This window comes from Nocardiopsis sp. FR4, from assembly GCF_009830945.1.
Taxonomy (GTDB): domain Bacteria; phylum Actinomycetota; class Actinomycetes; order Streptosporangiales; family Streptosporangiaceae; genus Nocardiopsis.
In genome coordinates, this window is sequence record NZ_ML776455.1 from 36,172 (window position 1) to 52,565 (window position 16,394).

Here is a 16,394-nt window from a genome sequence, read left to right on the forward strand (position 1 = left end):
GAAGGGAGGCCCCGCATGACCGTCACCGAGGACTACATCGACGCCTCCGGCGGGGACTGGGACGACGTCATCGAGAAGGCCCAGGCCACCAGCGCCGAACGCCTCGTCGTCAACATGGGACCCCAGCACCCCTCCACGCACGGCGTGCTCCGGCTGATCCTCACCCTGGACGGTGAGACCTGCACCGAGGCGCGCGTCGGTATCGGCTACCTGCACACCGGTATCGAGAAGAACATGGAGTACCGGACGTGGACGCAGGGCACCACGTTCGTCACCCGCATGGACTACCTCACGCCGCTCTTCAACGAGGCGGCGTACTGCCTGGCGGTCGAGCGGCTGCTCGGCATCGAGGGCCGCGTCCCCGAGCGGGCCAACGTCATCCGCGTGATGATGATGGAGCTCAACCGGATGGCCTCGCACTTCGTGGCGATGGCCACCTTCGGCATGGAGCTGGGCGCGACCACGGTCATGACCAACGGCTTCCGCGAGCGCGAGATGATCCTGGACATCTTCGAGCTCGTCACCGGCCTGCGGATGAACCACGCCTACATCCGGCCCGGCGGCGTGGCCCAGGACCTGCCGCCCGGCGCGGTCGGCAAGGTCCGCGAGCTGCTCAGGGAGATGCCCAAGCGCATCCGCATCATGCGCAAGCTCCTGGACGAGAACCCCGTCTACCTCGCCCGTACCAAGGACGTGGCCTACCTCAACCTGCCCGGCTGCATGGCGCTCGGCGTCACCGGGCCGCTGCTGCGCGCCTCGGGCCTGGCCTGGGACCTGCGCAAGGCCCAGCCCTACTGCGGATACGAGGGCTACGAGTTCGACGTCCCCGTCTCCGACGGCGGCGACGTCTACGCCCGCTACCGGGTGCGCATCGCCGAGATGGAGGAGAGCCTCAAGATCATCGAGCAGTGCCTGGACAAGCTCCAGCCCGGCCCGGTGATGATCCAGGACGCCAAGATCGGCTGGCCCGCCAAGCTGGCGCTGGGCCCGGACGGGCTGGGCAACTCGCCCGACCACATCGCGCACATCATGAGCGGCTCCATGGAGGCGCTCATCCACCACTTCAAGCTGGTCACCGAGGGCTTCCGGGTACCCGCTGGCCAGGCCTACGCGGCCGTCGAGAGCGCCAAGGGCGAGCTGGGCTGCTACGCGGTCAGCGACGGGGGCACCCGTCCGCACCGCGTGCACTTCCGCGACCCCTCCTTCACCCACCTCCAGGCCGTCGCCGCCATGTGCGAGGGCGGCACGGTGGCGGACGTCATCGCGGCCGTGGCCAGTATCGACCCCGTGATGGGAGGCGTGGACCGGTGAGCGACCACGAGACCACCGAGACCGCCGGGGCGGAGGAGCCGCGCGAGGCGTTTCCCGCCGAGGTGACCGCCCGGCTGGAGCCGGACGCCAAGGAGATCATCAGCCGCTACCCCCGGCCCCGCTCGGCGCTGCTGCCGCTGCTGCACCTGGTGCAGTCCGAGGAGGGCTACGTCAGCAAGGCCGGGATGCGCTTCTGCGCCGACCAGCTCGACCTCACCCTCGCCGAGGTCAACGCGGTCGCCACGTTCTACACCATGTACCGCCGCCGACCCGGCGGTGACTACCAGGTGGGCGTGTGCACCAACACCCTGTGCGCGGTCATGGGCGGCGACGAGATCTTCCAGTCCCTCAAGGAGCACCTGGGGGTCGGCAACAACGAGACCACCGAGGACGGCAAGGTCACGCTGGAGCACGTCGAGTGCAACGCGGCCTGCGACTTCGCGCCCGTCGTGATGGTCAACTGGGAGTTCTTCGACAACCAGACCCCCCAGAGCGCCCGGGAACTGGTCGACGGCCTGCGGCTGGGCGAGGACGTCGCCCCCACCCGCGGCCCCGCGAGCCTGTGCACCTGGAAGCAGGCCTCGCGCGTGCTGGCCGGGTTCGAGGACGGCCGCGCGGGCGAGGGCGTGCAGGCCGCCGCCCCCTCCCTGGCCGGGCTCCGGCTCGCCCGGGAACGGGGCTGGACCGCCCCCGACCCGGCGAACCTTCCGCCGAAGCCTTCCGAGCAGGGTGAGGAGGACGCCAAGTGACCGCCCTGACCCCGATCCTGTCCGAGAACTGGGACCGCCCCGACTCCTTCACCCTGGAGGGCTACCGCGACGGCGGCGGCTACGGGGCGCTGCGCACCGCGCTGGGCATGGAACCCGACGCCATCGTGGACCTGGTCAAGAAGTCCGGCCTGCGCGGCCGCGGCGGCGCCGGGTTCCCCACCGGGATGAAGTGGGGGTTCCTGCCCCCCGACAACCCCAACCCGCGCTACCTCGTGGTCAACGCCGACGAGTCCGAGCCGGGCACCTGCAAGGACATCCCGCTCATGCTCGCCAACCCGCACGCGCTGGTGGAGGGGGTGGTGATCGCCTCCTACGCGATCAAATCCCACCAGGCCTTCATCTACGTGCGCGGCGAGGTCCTGCACGTCATCCGCCGCCTGCGACGGGCCGTGGCCGAGGCCTACGAGGCCGGGCTGCTCGGCAAGGACATCCTCGGCAGCGGGTACGACCTGGACCTGGTCGTCCACGCCGGGGCGGGCGCCTACATCTGCGGCGAGGAGACCGCCCTGCTGGACTCCCTGGAGGGCTACCGCGGCCAGCCCCGGCTCAAGCCGCCCTTCCCCGCCGTGGCCGGGCTCTACGCCTCGCCCACCGTGGTGAACAACGTCGAGTCCATCGCCAGCGTCCCCAGCATCGTCGCCAACGGCGCCGAGTGGTTCACCTCCATGGGCACCGAGAAGTCCGCCGGGTTCGGCTTCTTCTCCCTGTCCGGGCACGTGGCCAACCCCGGCCAGTACGAGGCGCCGCTCGGGATCACCCTGCGCGAACTCCTCGACATGGCCGGCGGGATCCGCCCCGGGCACCAGCTCAAGTTCTGGACCCCCGGCGGCTCCTCCACGCCGATCTTCACCGAGGAGCACCTGGACACCCCGCTCGACTTCGAGTCGGTGGGCGCCGCCGGATCCATGCTCGGCACCCGCGCCCTCCAGATCTTCGACGAGACCACGTGCGTGGTGCGCGCCGTCGGCCGCTGGATCGCCTTCTACGCCCACGAGTCCTGCGGCAAGTGCACGCCCTGCCGCGAGGGCAACTTCTGGATGGTCCAGGTGCTGGAGCGCCTGGAGCGCGGCGAGGGCACCGAGGCCGACCTCGACAAGCTCCTGGACATCTGCGACAACCTGCTCGGCCGCTCCTTCTGCGCCCTAGGCGACGGCGCGACCAGCCCGGTCACGTCCTCCATCAAGTACTTCCGCCAGGAGTACATCGACCACGTGGAGAGGGGCGGCTGCCCCTTCGACCACGCCAGGGCCACCCTCTGGGGCGACCAGACGACCACGACGGGAGGACAGCAGTGACCGTCACCTCCAACTCCTCCGGCGGAGCGGCCCCGGCGCCGCCCCCCGAGGACCTCGTCACCGTCACCATCGACGGGTTCCAGATCCAGGTCCCCAAGGGAACCCTGCTGATCCGGGCCGCGGAACTCCTGGGCATCCAGATCCCGCGCTTCTGCGACCACCCGCTCCTGGACCCGGTCGGGGCCTGCCGCCAGTGCCTGGTGGAGATCCCCGACATGGGCAACGGGCGCGGCATGCCCAAGCCGCAGGCCTCCTGCACCATCACCGTGATGGAGGGGATGGTGGTCAAGACCCAGCTCACCTCCCCGGTGGCGGAGAAGGCCCAGCGCGGGATCATGGAGTTCCTGCTCATCAACCACCCGCTGGACTGCCCGGTCTGCGACAAGGGAGGCGAGTGCCCCCTGCAGAACCAGGCCATGTCCAACGGGCAGGGCGAGACCCGCTTCGTCGAGGTCAAGCGGACCTTCCCCAAGCCGATCCCGCTGTCCACGCAGGTGCTGCTGGACCGCGAGCGCTGCATCCAGTGCGCCCGCTGCACCCGCTTCGCCGCGCAGATCGCGGGCGACCCGCTCATCGAACTGATGGAGCGCGGCGCCGACGAGCAGGTCGGCATCGCCGAGGGCGAGCCCTTCCAGTCCTACTTCTCCGGCAACACCGTCCAGATCTGCCCGGTCGGCGCGCTCACCGGCTCCGCCTACCGGTTCCGGTCGCGCCCCTTCGACCTGGTCTCCACGCCCAGCGTGTGCGAGCACTGCGCCGACGGGTGCGCCCAGCGCACCGACCACCGGCGCGGCAAGGTCATGCGCCGCCTGGCCGGGGACGACCCGCGGGTCAACGAGGAGTGGAACTGCGACAAGGGGCGGTGGGCCTTCAGCTACACCACCCAGCCCGACCGCCTGTCCCGCCCGCTCGTACGCGACGAGGAGTCCCGGGCCCTGGAGTTCGCCTCCTGGTCCGAGGCGCTCACCATCGCCGCCCGGGGCCTGTCGGCCGCACGCGGCCGGGTCGGCGTCCTGGTCGGCGGACGCCTCACCTACGAGGACGCCTACGCCTACGCCAAGTTCGCCCGCGTGGCCCTGGGCACCAACGACGTGGACGCCCGGGCCCGCGCGCACTCGGCCGAGGAGGCCGAGTTCCTGGCCGCGTACGTGGCCGGAACGCCGATCGGGGTGGACTTCACCGCCCTGGAGAAGGCACCCGCGGTCCTGCTGGCCGGGTTCGAACCCGAGGACGAGTCGCCGCTGGTCTTCCTGAGGCTGCGCAAGGGCGTGCGCAAGCGCGGCCTCAAGGTGTACTCGGTGGCCCCGCACGCCAGCCTCGGCCTGACCAAGACCCGGGGCACCCTGATCCGGTCGCTGCCCGGGGACGAGGGCCGCGTCCTCAACGCCCTGGACACCGAGAGCCCCGACACCGTGGCCGCCCTGAACGAGGAGGGCGCGGTCATCATGGTCGGCGAGCGCCTGGCCGCCGTGCCCGGCGCCCTGACCGCCGCCGCGGCCCTGGCCGAGCGCACCGGGGCCCGCCTGGTGTGGGTGCCGCGCCGCGCCGGTGAGCGCGGGGCCGTCGACGCCGGCGCGCTGCCGGGCCTGCTGCCCGGCGGGCGGCCGGTCACGGACGCCTCCGCCCGGGCCGAGGTGGCCCGCGCCTGGAACGTGGGCTCCCTGCCCGAGACCCCCGGACGCGACACCGCGCGGATCCTGGAGGCCGCCGCCAACGGCGAACTCGACGCGCTGCTCGTCGCCGGGGTGGAGCTGGACGACCTGCCCGACCCCGACGCCGCGCGCGCGGCCCTGGCCCGGGTCCCGTTCCTGGTCAGCCTCGAACTGCGCGCCAGCGACGTCACCGACCGCGCCGACGTGGTGCTGCCGGTGGCCGCCGTGGCCGAGAAGTCCGGCACCTTCGTCAACTGGGAGGGCCGCCACCGGCCCTTCGGCGACACGCTCCGGGTGCCCGGCGCCCTGTCCGACCTGCGGGTGCTCTCCGCGATCGCCGACCAGATGGACGTCCACCTGGGCCTGCCCGACGCCGCGTCGGCCTACGCCGAACTCATGGAACTGGGCCTGTGGGCGGGCGACCGCGCCCCCGGGCCCCGCACGCGCCCCGTCGAGGTGCCCCGGCCCGGACCCGGACAGGCCCTGCTGTCCACCTGGCGCCAGCTCCTGGGCACGGGCCGCATGGAGGACGGCGAGCCCTACCTCGCCGGGACCGCCCGGCAGGCCCGCGCCTACCTGTCCCAGGCCACGGCCGACGAGGTCGGCGTCCCCGACGGCGGAACGCTGAGCGTCACCGGCGCCAAGGGGTCCGTCTCCGTGCCCGTGATCGTCACCGACATCGCCGACCGGGTGGTGTGGCTGCCCGCCAACGCCGACGGCTGCGACGTCCCGCGCGACCTGGGCGGCGGAGCCGGGCAGACCGTGCTCCTGGCCGCGGCCGGGCCCACAGCCGGGGAGACCGCCGCCGGGCCCGCGGGCAACGGACACACCGGCCACGGACCCGGCGCGAACGGACACCCCGGGCCCACCAGCAACGGATCCGGCGGCAACGGATCCACCGGCACCAACGGGAGGCAGCAGTGACCCCCGCCCTCGTCCCAGGCGTGGCCACCACCCTGGCCTCCGAGGAGACGCTGAGCGCCTTCGGCCAGGACCCGTGGTGGATCACCACCATCAAGGCGCTGGCCATCTTCGTCTTCCTCATGCTCTGCGTGCTGATGATGATCATGGCCGACCGCAAGGTCATGGGCCGCATGCAGCAGCGCCACGGGCCCAACCGGATGGGCCCCTTCGGACTCCTGCAATCCCTCTTCGACGGCATCAAGCTCTCCCTCAAGGAGGACCTGATCCCGCGCGGGGTGGACCGCTTCGTCTACATCGCCGCGCCGATGATCGCGGCCGTGCCCGCCTTCATCGCGTTCTCGGTCATCCCGATCGGGCCCGAGGTGAACATGTTCGGGGTCATCACCCCGCTCCAGCTCACCGACCTGCCCATCGCGGCCCTGGTGGTCCTGGCCACCGCGGCCCTGGGGGTGTACGGGTTCGTCCTCGGCGGCTGGGCCTCCCAGTCGCCCTACGCCCTGCTCGGCGGCCTGCGCGCCTCCGCGCAGGTGATCAGCTACGAGATCGCGATGGGCCTGTCCTTCGTCGCGGTCTTCATCATGTCGGGCACCCTGACCACGTCCGGGATCGTCGAGTCCCAGCGCGGGCTGTGGTTCGCCGTGCTGCTCCTGCCGTCCTTCCTCATCTACCTGGTGACGATGATCGGCGAGACCAACCGGCTGCCCTTCGACCTGGCCGAGGGCGAGGGCGAGATCGTCGGCGGCTTCATGACCGAGTACGGGTCCATGAAGTTCACGATGTTCTTCCTCGCCGAGTACGTGAACATGTGCACGGTCGCCGCCGTGTCCGTCACGCTCTTCCTCGGCGGCTGGCTCGCCCCGCCCGGGATCGCCACCCTGATCCCCGGCGCCAACGAGGGCTGGCTGCCCGCCCTGTGGTGGCTGCTCAAGTTCGTCTGCGTGATGTTCCTGTTCATCTGGGCCCGGGGCAGCCTGCCCCGCGTGCGCTACGACCAGCTGATGCAGCTCGGGTGGAAGGTCCTCATCCCGGTCCAGCTGGTGTGGATCACCGCCGTGGCCGTGGTCCGCATGCTCGTGCTGGAGGAGGCCTCGCCCGCGGTCATCGCCCTGGTCGTGGCCGCCTTCACCGTCGCCACCGTGGCCGCCTTCTACGCCTGGCTGCGCCAGGCGCGCCGCGAGCGCGCCGCGGCGGCCCGCGAACGCGCCGAGAACGCCCGGCGCGCCCACAAGGACCCCGCCTTCGGCGGGTTCCCGGTGCCCCCGAGCACCGCCCCGCACTACGGCAGCAGCGTGCTCGCCGAACCGCCGCGGACGGCCCCGGCCGCCGCTGCCGACCGCAACCAGAAGGGTGAGGAGGTTACCGGTGCTTGAGTGGCTCAACCCCGTCAAGGGTTTCGGTGTCACCTTCCACACGATGTTCACGAAGGTGCCGACCGTCGAGTACCCGGAGGTCAAGCGCCCCACGGCGCCGCGCTTCCACGGACGCCACCAGCTGAACAGGTGGGCCGACGGCCTGGAGAAGTGCATCGGGTGCGAACTGTGCGCCTGGGCGTGCCCGGCCGACGCCATCTACGTGGAGGCCGGTGACAACACCGAGGAGGCCAGGTACTCGCCCGGCGAGCGCTTCGGCCGGGTGTACCAGATCAACTACCTGCGCTGCATCCTGTGCGGGCTGTGCGTGGAGGCCTGCCCCACGCGCGCCCTGACGATGACCAACGAGTACGAGCTGGCCGACGACAGCAGGCAGAGCCTGATCTGGACCAAGGAACAGCTGCTCGCCCCGCTCAGGGAGGGGATGGAGGCCCCGCCGCACCCCATGCGCCTGGGCGAGACCGAGCAGGACTACTACGCCACCGGACGCGGCCAGCACGGTTCGCAGGACGGGCACGAGGCGGACGAGACGGCGGAGGCGGTCCGTTGAACCCGCTCACCAGCATCCCCCGCAGCACACCGCTCGACGGCACCGCGCACCTGGCCGCCCCGATCGGCGGCGGCGAGGCGGCCGCGTTCTACGTCCTGGGCGCGGTGGTCCTCCTCGGCGCCCTGGGCGTGGTCTTCTCACGCAAGGCCGTGCACTCGGCCATGTCGATGGCGCTGACCATGGTCGGCCTGGCCGTCTTCTACGGGATCAACGCCGCGCCCTTCCTCATGGTCGTGCAGATCGTGGTCTACACCGGCGCCGTCCTCATGCTGTTCCTGTTCGTGCTGATGCTCATCGGCGTCAGCTCGGCCGACTCCCTCGTGGAGACGATCAGCGGACAGCGCCTGCTCACCGCCGTCGTCGCGCTGGCCTTCGCCGGCGCCCTGGCCACCGGCATCACCCGCATCGCGGTGGGCGACCCGGTCGGCCTGGGCGCGGGGGCCGCCGCGGCGGGCGGCACCATCCCGTGGATCGCGAACGAGCTGCTGCTGCGCTACGTGGTCGCCTTCGAGGCCACCGGCGCCCTGCTCATCACCGCGGTCCTGGGCGCCCTGGTGCTGGCGCACACCGCCCGCACCAAGAAGCGCCGCACCCAGCGGGAGATCTCCGAGGACCGCATCCGCGGCGACCACCCGACACCGCTGCCCGGACCGGGCACCTACGCCCGGCACAACGCGATCGACATGCCCGCGCTGCTGCCGGACGGCTCGGTCGCGCAGCTGTCCCTCAACCCGGTGCTCACCGCCCGCGACCCCGAGTACCAGTCCCGGGTGCCGATCGACGTGCGGGCCGTCCCGGCGCCCGAGCCCGGCGGGGCCTCGGACTCGGCCACCTCCAAGAAGGCCGAGCCGGTCGCCGACGACCGCGCCCGGCCCGCCGCCGAGACCGAGGGCGGACCGGTGGAGACCGGCACGCTGACCGGCGGCGCGGAGAAGGGCGGCGGCTCCGGGGCGGACGACTCCAACGGCAACGGCAACGGTCAGGAGGTCGAGTCCTCGTGGACCCGATGAACTACATCGTCCTCGCGGCGCTGCTGTTCACGATCGGCGCCGTCGGCGTGCTGCTCCGGCGCAACGCGATCATCGTCTTCATGTGCGTGGAGCTCATGCTCAACGCCTGCAACCTGGCGTTCGTCGCGTTCGCCCGGATGCACGGGGACATCGAGGGGCAGGTCATCGCCTTCTTCGTGATGGTCGTCGCCGCCGCCGAGGTGGTCGTGGGCCTCGCGATCATCATGCAGATCTTCCGAACCCGCAGGTCCGCGTCGCTCGATGACGCCAACCTGCTCAAGCACTAGAAGGCGACGTGGCTGTGACAACTCACGCGTACCTCGCCGCCGAACCCGCGGTGGCGACCGCGGCCGACAGCGCCGTGCTGTCGGGCGCCTGGCTGCTCATCGCCCTGCCGCTCGCGGGCGCGGCGGTCCTGCTGCTCGGCGGCAGGCGGACCGACAAGTGGGGGCACTGGCTGGCCACGGCCCTGCCCGTCGCCTCCTTCGCCTGGGCCGTCCTGGTCCTGTTCGACCTGCTCGGCCGGGCCTCCGACGCGCGCAGCGTCTCCGTCCCCGTCTACGAGTGGTTCTCCGTGGGCGGGTTCACCGCCGGGGCGGACCTGCTCGTGGACCCGCTCTCGATCAGCTTCGTCCTGCTCATCACCTTCGTGGGCTCGCTGATCCACATCTACTCCGTCGGCTACATGGCCCACGACCCGGGCAGGCGGCGCTTCTTCGCCTACCTCAACCTGTTCGTGGCCGCCATGCTCGTGCTGGTGCTCGCGGACAACTTCGTCCTGCTCTTCCTCGGCTGGGAGGGCGTGGGCCTGGCCTCCTACCTCCTCATCGGGTTCTGGCAGCACAAGAACTCGGCCGCGGTGGCCGCCAAGAAGGCTTTCATCATCAACCGCGTCGGCGACATGGGCCTGCTCATCGCGATCATGATCATGTTCGCGGTTCTGGGCGCGGTCAGCTTCAGCGAGGTGTTCGCCGCCGTCCCCGGCGCCTCCGACGGGGTGCTGCTGGCCGTCGGGCTCCTGCTGCTCCTGGGCGCCTGCGGCAAGTCCGCGCAGCTGCCGCTCCAGGCCTGGCTGCTCGACGCCATGGAGGGCCCGACCCCGGTGTCCGCGCTCATCCACGCGGCCACCATGGTCACCGCGGGCGTGTACCTCATCGTGCGCTCCGGCCCGATCTTCGAGGCCGCCCCCGTGGCCCAGACCGTCGTCACGGTCGTGGGCGCGGCCACCATGCTGGCGGGCGGGATCATCGCCTCGGCCAAGGACGACATCAAGAAGTCCCTGGCCGGGTCCACGATGAGCCAGATCGGCATGATGGTGCTGGCCGCCGGGCTGGGCCCGGTCGGCTACGTGGCCGCCATCGCCCACCTGGTCACCCACGGTTTCTTCAAGGCCGGGCTGTTCCTGGGCGCCGGATCGGTCATGCACGCCATGAACGACGGCGTGGACATGCGCCGCTACGGCGGACTGGCCAGGGTCATGCCCGTCACCTTCGCCACCTTCGGCCTGGGATACCTGGCCATCATCGGCTTCCCGCTGCTGTCGGGCTGGTGGACCAAGGAGAGCATCATCTCCGCGGCCTACGGCCTGGGCGGCACCCAGGGCATGGTGCTCGGCACGGCCGTGATCGCGGGCGCGGGGCTCACCGCCTTCTACATGTCGCGGATGGTCTTCATGACCTTCCTCGGCCAGAAGCGCTGGGAGGAGGGCGTGCACCCGCACGAGTCGCCGGTCAGCATGACCGCCCCCATGGTGGTGCTGGCGATCGGCTCGGTCGGACTCGGCGCCTTCCTCACCCTGGGCGACCGGTTCGCGGGCTTCCTCGCCCCGGCCACCGGGGCGCACCCGCACCACTTCGACGTGGTGCACGCCTTCACCGCGCCCTACGGCCTGGCCGCCCTGGGCGTGCTCGTGCTCGGCGTGGTCGCCGCCTGGGCGGTGTACCTGCGCAGGCCGGTGGCGGCCACCGCCCCCAGGGGCAACTTCGTCACCACCGCCGCCAGCCGCGAGCTGTACGGCAACGAGATCAACGAGGGGCTCGTCATGCGGCCCGGACAGGAGCTCACCCGCGCCCTGCTCATCCTCGAGGACAAGGTCATCGACGCGGCGGTCAACGGGCTGGGCACGGGGGTGCGCGACTCCTCCAGCGGTCTGGGCCGGGCCCAGACCGGGTTCGCCCGCACGTACGCGCTCACCATGCTCTTCGGCGCCGTCATCGTCGCCGCGACGCTGGCTGTGAGGTTGTAGACACATGATCCCCTGGCTCACTATCGCGATCGCGCTCCCCGCGGTCGGCGCGGCCCTGATCTGGGCGCTGCCGCGCACGGCGGCTCCGGCCGCCGCACGCACCGCCGCGGCCCGGGCCTCGGCCTCCGCATCCCCGGCGGGCGGCGGCACGGCGACCGCCGTGCGGCCCGCGGCCCCCGCCGCCACCGGCGGCGGGGCCTCGGCCCTGACCGCCAAGCGGCTCGCGCTGGGCTTCTCGCTCGGCACCCTGGCGGTGGTCGCGGCCATGGCGCTGCGGTTCGACACCTCCGCCGCCGGAGACCTCCAGTTCGAGGAGGTCCACCCCTGGATCCCGCGCTTCGGCGTCAACTACGCCGTGGGCGTGGACGGCATCGCCCTGGCGCTCATCCTGATGTCCGTCGTCCTGGTGCCGCTGGTGGTCCTGGCGGCCTGGAACGAACACGAGGACCGCCCCGACGGCGGGCGCGGCTACTTCGCGCTCATCCTCGCGCTGGAGGCGATGATGGTCGGCGTCTTCGCCGCCACCGACGTCTTCCTGTTCTACGTGTTCTTCGAGGCCATGCTCATCCCGGTCTACTTCATGATCGGGCGCTACGGGCGGGGCGACGACCGAGCCAGGGCCGCGGTCAAGTTCCTGCTGTACAGCCTGGCCGGCGGCCTCATCATGCTGGTCTCGGTGATCGGCGTCTACGTCCTGGGCGGCGGCTTCCTGTGGAGCGACCTGGCCGGTGAGGGCGGCGCCCTGGCCGCGGTCGACCCGGTCACCGCGCGCTGGCTCTTCCTCGGCTTCTTCATCGCCTTCGCGATCAAGGCGCCGATGTGGCCCGTGCACACCTGGCTGCCCTCGGCGGCGGGCGCCTCGCGCCCGGGCACCGCCGTGCTGCTGGTGGGCGTGCTGGACAAGGTCGGCACCTACGGCATGCTGCGCTACTGCCTGGAGCTGTTCCCCTCGGCGGTTTCGTGGTTCGTGTGGCCCGTGGTGGGACTGAGCCTGGTGAGCATCATCTACGGTGCGATCCTGGCCATCGGGCAGAACGACATGATGCGCCTGGTGGCGTACACGTCGGTGTCCCACTTCGGCTTCATCACCCTGGGCATCTTCGCCCTGACCGCGCAGGGGCAGGCCGGGGCCGCCCTGTACATGGTCAACCACGGCTTCGCCACCGGGGCACTGTTCCTGGTCGTGGGCTTCCTCATCGCCCGCCGGGGCACCTCGCTCATCACCGACTACGGGGGCGTGCAGAAGGTCGCGCCGAAGCTGGCCGGAGTGTTCCTGGTCGTCGGCCTGGCCGGTCTCGCGCTGCCGGGCCTGGCCCCCTTCGTCAGCGAGTTCCTGGTGTTCCTCGGGGTGTACGCCTTCAGCCCCCTCCCGGCGGTCATCGCCGCCGTGGGCGTGGTGCTGGCCGCGCTCTACATCCTGTGGATGTACCAGCGCACCATGAACGGCCCCACCAAGGAGGGGCTCACCGGGATGCGCGACCTGTCCGCGCGTGAGACGTGGGCGGTGGCCCCGTTGCTCGCACTCATCCTCGCGCTGGGCGTGTACCCGCAGCCCGCGCTGGACGTGATCAACCCCGCGGTCGAACGCACCGTCGGCATCGGTACGGCGGACGGCGCCAGTGAGGGCGCCGCGGGCGCCCAGGAAGAGGAAGGAAACGCGGAGTGATCCCCCACATGGACCTTCCCGTCATCACCGAGGCGCCGCCGCAGATGGACTGGTGGCTGCTCGCGCCGCTGCTCACGGTGTTCGCCGCCGGAGTGCTCGGCGTACTGCTGGAGGCCTTCGCGCCCAAGGAGCGGCGCCGGGGGATCCAGATCGTGCTCGCGGTGCTCGCGCTGCTGGCCACGTTCGTCCTGCTGGTGCTCCAGGTGGGAACCCTGCCCGCCGACGAGCCGGGCGTGACGGTCGCCGCCGGGGTGCTGGCGGTGGACCGGACAGTGATCTTCTTCCAGGGCACCATCACCGTGCTGGCGCTCATCAGCCTGCTGCTGATCTCCGAGCGCCGGGACGGACGCGACGCGTTCGCCGCGCAGGCCGCCACGGTTCCCGGCAGCGAGGAGGAGCGCGCGCACATCCTGGCGGGCTCCCAGCACACCGAGGTCTACCCGCTGGTGCTGTTCGCGGTGCTGGGGATGCTGATGTTCCCGGCCTCGAACGACTTCCTGACGATGTTCATCGCCCTGGAGGTCATGAGCCTGCCGCTGTACCTGCTGTGCGGGCTGGCCCGGCGACGCCGCCTGTTCTCGCAGGAGGCCGCGGTCAAGTACTTCCTGCTGGGCGCGTTCTCCTCGGCGTTCTTCCTGTTCGGCATCGCCATGGTCTACGGCTACGCCGGATCGGTGAACTTCGGTGAGATCCGCACGGCCGTCGAGGCGGGCGGGGCGGAGATCTTCCAGGGCGGCGACGGCGAGCCGCTGCTGCTCATGGGGATCGGCCTGGTGGCGGTCGGCCTGCTGTTCAAGGTCGGCGCGGTGCCCTTCCACAACTGGAAGCCGGACGTGTACCAGGGCGCGCCCACGCCCATCACGGCGCTGATGGCCTCGTGCACCCTGGTCGCCGCCTTCGGCGCCCTGCTGCGGGTGTTCTTCGTGCCCTTCGGCGGCTCCATCGAGGCCTGGCAGCCGATGCTGTGGGTCGTGGCGGTGCTCACCATGGTCGTGGCGGCCGTCATCGCGGTCACCCAGCGCGACGTCAAGCGGCTGCTGGCCTACTCCTCGGTCGTGCACGCCGGGTTCATCCTCACCGCCGTGGTGGCGGGCAGCACCGACGGGCTCGCGGGCGCCATGTTCTACCTGGCGGCCTACGGGTTCACGACGCTGGGCGCGTTCGCCGTGGTGACCCTGGTGCGGACCAAGGACGGCGGCCAGGAGCTGGGCGACCTGGAGCGGTGGGCCGGGCTGGGCCGCCGCTCGCCGGGGCTGGCCGGGGCGCTGGCCCTGTTCCTGCTGGCCTTCGCCGGTATCCCGCTGACCAGCGGGTTCATCGGCAAGTTCGCGGTGTTCGAGGCGGCCGTGGCCGCCGGGGCCGCCCCGCTGGTGGTGGTCGGCGTGCTGAGCAGCGCGGTGACCGCGTTCTTCTACGTGCGGATCATCGTCGTGATGTTCTTCCGGGACCCCGAGGGCGAGGGCCCCACGGTGGTGCGCGCGGGCGCGGCCACGGGCGGGGTCATCGCGATCGGGGTGGCGGCCACGCTGCTACTCGGCGTGTACCCGGGGCCGGTACTGGACAACCTGCTGCCGTCCTCGGAGACGGGGCCGGAACCGGTCGCGGTCATGGTGGACCAGGCAACGACCGAAACCGGCTCAGCCGCGGCTTCGGAGTGACCGGGAACACGGTCTGACCTGCGGTTGGGCACTCACGGTCCCCGTACCCGGGTGTGGCTTTGGCTCTTCATTCCGGGTCGGATACCGTGGCAAGTCGGATCATGTTCATGTGTTGGGTACGGGGTGGCCCCCTCACCGGGGGTCACCGCCGTACCCGTTCAACAGGTGGAGCTTTACGGTGAGCGGTGCTGTCCCGAGCGGGTTTCTCGCTCTGCCGAGAGTCGACGAGGCCCTCGCCCGGGAGATCCAGGAGAACCTGGAGAAGGTCGAGGACCTCCTGAGGGAGTCGGTGGCCTCCAGCGACCCCCTGCTGACCGAGGCCGCCACCCACCTGCTGGCGGCCGGGGGCAAGCGGTTCCGGGCCACCCTGGTCCTGCTGGCCGCCCACTTCGGCGACCCCACCGTGCCCGACCTCATCCCCGCCGCGGCCGTGGTCGAGCTCACACACGTGGCCACCCTCTACCACGACGACGTCATGGACGAGGCGGAGCTGCGCCGGGGCGAGCCGAGCGCCAACCAGCGCTGGGGCAACAGCATCGCCATCCTCACCGGCGACTACGTCTTCGCCCGCGCCTCGGAGATGCTCGCCGACCTGGGCACCGAGGCCGTGCGGCTCCAGGCGGTGACCTTCGGCCGCCTCGTGCAGGGGCAGGTCCTGGAGACCTCCGGCCCGCGCGAGGGAGTCGACCCGCTCGACCACTACCTCAAGGTGATCAGCGACAAGACGGCCTCGCTCATCGCCTCCTCCGCCGAGTTCGGCGGCATGTTCGGCAAGGTCGACCCCGAGACCATCGGCACGGTCACCCGGGCGTGCGAGGCGCTGGGGATGGCCTTCCAGCTGGCCGACGACCTGCTGGACGTGGCCAGCGAGAGCACCGACTCGGGCAAGACCCCGGGCACCGACCTGCGCGAGGGCGTGCTGACCCTGCCCATGTTCTACGCGCTGCGCTCCCAGGACCCGGCGGACGCGCGGCTCCTGTCGCTGCTGGGCCGCCCCCTGGACGACGCGGAGGCCGAGGAGGCCCTGGCCCTGCTGCGGGTGCACCCGGCGATGGCCGAGGCCGAGGCCACCCTGCGCGGCTGGGCCGACCGGGCGCGCGCGGAGCTGGCCACCCTGCCCCAGAGCCCCGCGCGGGGCGCCTTCGAGGCCCTGTGCGACTACGTCGTGGAGCGCTCGGGCTGACCCGCGACGCATACGTGTGAGGGGGCGCCGTCCGGCCGGGCGGCGCCCTTTCCGTGTCACATGGGGCCGGAGGTGTGCCGACGGGCCGCCTGACGGGCCTGGCAGGCCGCGCCTACACACCCGGTGCCCCGTTTCCGGCGAACCACGAGGTGGGTCCCTCACCACCGGTCGCCCGGGGCCTCTCGACGCCGTTACCGGCGGGACCGGCGGCCTCTCCCCGTCAGACCGGGACCCGCCAGGCGCGCGTCCCGAAGGTCGGTTCCCCGGCCGTCCGCCCAGTTGCCGAAGCGTGCTCCCCGCAGGTCCGCCTCCGCCAGGCGGTCGCCGCTCGTCCGCATTCCGCCAGCCTCGGCGCCGTCCAGCCCGGCACCGGCCAGTCCGGTCCTGTGGAGGTCGGCTCGGTCGAGCGTCACGTGTGAGAGGCCGGAGGTCCACAGGAAGGTCCAGCTGAGGTCCATGCCGGTGAGGTCGGCACCTCGGAAGTCGAGCACTCCGCCGATCTCGGCCTCCCCGTGTCTACTAGCCGCCAGCCAGGTGGCGTGTGCCCGGAGCGCGGTGACCGTGGTGGTGTCCACCGGCCAGACGCGGGGCCGGACCACGGAGGAGAGCCGATGGTCGCGTGTCACGGGTGCTCCCTCCACCACTTCCGTGGTCAGGAGCGAAATCCCAACTGAGATGTCAGCTTTCGGTGCTTCGCGAAGTTCGTTCAGCTCCCCGTCCGCTTTTCAGTGACCAATCCTCACTGTCCCTTATCGCGCCC

General features: G+C 71.6%; 13 protein-coding genes. 12 read left to right on the plus strand and 1 reads right to left on the minus strand.

Annotated features, from left to right (window positions below):
• The first annotated feature begins 15 nt into the window (after positions 1 to 15).
• From FYW95_RS02415 to FYW95_RS02470, 12 genes are all read left to right on the plus strand, one after another.
• Positions 16 to 1,311, plus strand: coding sequence for an NADH-quinone oxidoreductase subunit D (locus FYW95_RS02415; RefSeq protein ID WP_159941384.1), 1,296 nt, complete (start codon positions 16 to 18; stop codon positions 1,309 to 1,311).
• The gene (gene nuoE / locus FYW95_RS02420; protein ID WP_159941385.1) at positions 1,308 to 2,060 is read left to right on the plus strand and encodes an NADH-quinone oxidoreductase subunit NuoE; all 753 of its coding nucleotides are present in this window, start codon (positions 1,308 to 1,310) and stop codon (positions 2,058 to 2,060) included. Before FYW95_RS02415 ends, nuoE begins: the two co-directional genes overlap by 4 nt.
• Positions 2,057 to 3,376, plus strand: a complete 1,320-nt coding sequence (nuoF, locus tag FYW95_RS02425; protein ID WP_159941386.1) for an NADH-quinone oxidoreductase subunit NuoF — start codon at positions 2,057 to 2,059, stop codon at positions 3,374 to 3,376. The genes nuoE and nuoF overlap by 4 nt, the downstream gene beginning before the upstream one ends.
• On the plus strand, positions 3,373 to 5,952 hold the full coding sequence (locus FYW95_RS02430; RefSeq protein WP_159941387.1) for an NADH-quinone oxidoreductase subunit G: 2,580 nt from the start codon (positions 3,373 to 3,375) through the stop codon (positions 5,950 to 5,952). Before nuoF ends, FYW95_RS02430 begins: the two co-directional genes overlap by 4 nt.
• Complete coding sequence (nuoH, locus tag FYW95_RS02435) at positions 5,949 to 7,322, plus strand: NADH-quinone oxidoreductase subunit NuoH (RefSeq protein ID WP_159941388.1); 1,374 nt, start codon at positions 5,949 to 5,951, stop codon at positions 7,320 to 7,322. Before FYW95_RS02430 ends, nuoH begins: the two co-directional genes overlap by 4 nt.
• Positions 7,315 to 7,872 (plus strand): NADH-quinone oxidoreductase subunit NuoI, encoded by a 558-nt coding sequence (gene nuoI / locus FYW95_RS02440; protein ID WP_159941389.1) that lies wholly within the window; start codon positions 7,315 to 7,317, stop codon positions 7,870 to 7,872. Before nuoH ends, nuoI begins: the two co-directional genes overlap by 8 nt.
• Positions 7,869 to 8,882, plus strand: coding sequence for an NADH-quinone oxidoreductase subunit J (locus FYW95_RS02445; protein WP_159941390.1), 1,014 nt, complete (start codon positions 7,869 to 7,871; stop codon positions 8,880 to 8,882). The genes nuoI and FYW95_RS02445 overlap by 4 nt, the downstream gene beginning before the upstream one ends.
• Positions 8,870 to 9,169, plus strand: a complete 300-nt coding sequence (nuoK, locus tag FYW95_RS02450; protein WP_159941391.1) for an NADH-quinone oxidoreductase subunit NuoK — start codon at positions 8,870 to 8,872, stop codon at positions 9,167 to 9,169. The genes FYW95_RS02445 and nuoK overlap by 13 nt, the downstream gene beginning before the upstream one ends.
• Before the next feature lie 14 nt (positions 9,170 to 9,183).
• Complete coding sequence (gene nuoL, locus FYW95_RS02455; protein WP_159941549.1) at positions 9,184 to 11,127, plus strand: NADH-quinone oxidoreductase subunit L; 1,944 nt, start codon at positions 9,184 to 9,186, stop codon at positions 11,125 to 11,127.
• A 4-nt stretch (positions 11,128 to 11,131) separates the two neighbouring features.
• A complete protein-coding gene (locus FYW95_RS02460; RefSeq protein ID WP_159941392.1) occupies positions 11,132 to 12,793 on the plus strand; it encodes an NADH-quinone oxidoreductase subunit M in 1,662 nt (553 codons plus the stop codon).
• An 8-nt stretch (positions 12,794 to 12,801) separates the two neighbouring features.
• Entirely contained in the window at positions 12,802 to 14,451 is a 1,650-nt protein-coding gene (nuoN, locus tag FYW95_RS02465) for an NADH-quinone oxidoreductase subunit NuoN (RefSeq protein ID WP_159941550.1), read from the plus strand.
• Between the two features lie 178 nt (positions 14,452 to 14,629).
• On the plus strand, positions 14,630 to 15,634 hold the full coding sequence (locus FYW95_RS02470) for a polyprenyl synthetase family protein (protein WP_159941393.1): 1,005 nt from the start codon (positions 14,630 to 14,632) through the stop codon (positions 15,632 to 15,634).
• A 191-nt stretch (positions 15,635 to 15,825) separates the two neighbouring features.
• On the opposite strand, the gene FYW95_RS02475 is transcribed toward FYW95_RS02470, so the two are convergent.
• On the minus strand, positions 15,826 to 16,260 hold the full coding sequence (locus FYW95_RS02475; RefSeq protein ID WP_159941394.1) for a pentapeptide repeat-containing protein: 435 nt from the start codon (positions 16,258 to 16,260) through the stop codon (positions 15,826 to 15,828).
• Between the last annotated feature and the right edge of the window lie 134 nt (positions 16,261 to 16,394).

What these genes read in the sequence shown, in the direction of transcription:
- FYW95_RS02415 (WP_159941384.1), top strand. Translation starts at nt 16, where the DNA reads ATGACCGTCACCGAGGACTACATCGACGCCTCCGGCGGGGACTGGGAC.
- FYW95_RS02460 (WP_159941392.1), top strand. Translation starts at nt 11,132, where the DNA reads ATGATCCCCTGGCTCACTATCGCGATCGCGCTCCCCGCGGTCGGCGCG.
- nuoN (WP_159941550.1), top strand. Translation starts at nt 12,802, where the DNA reads ATGGACCTTCCCGTCATCACCGAGGCGCCGCCGCAGATGGACTGGTGG.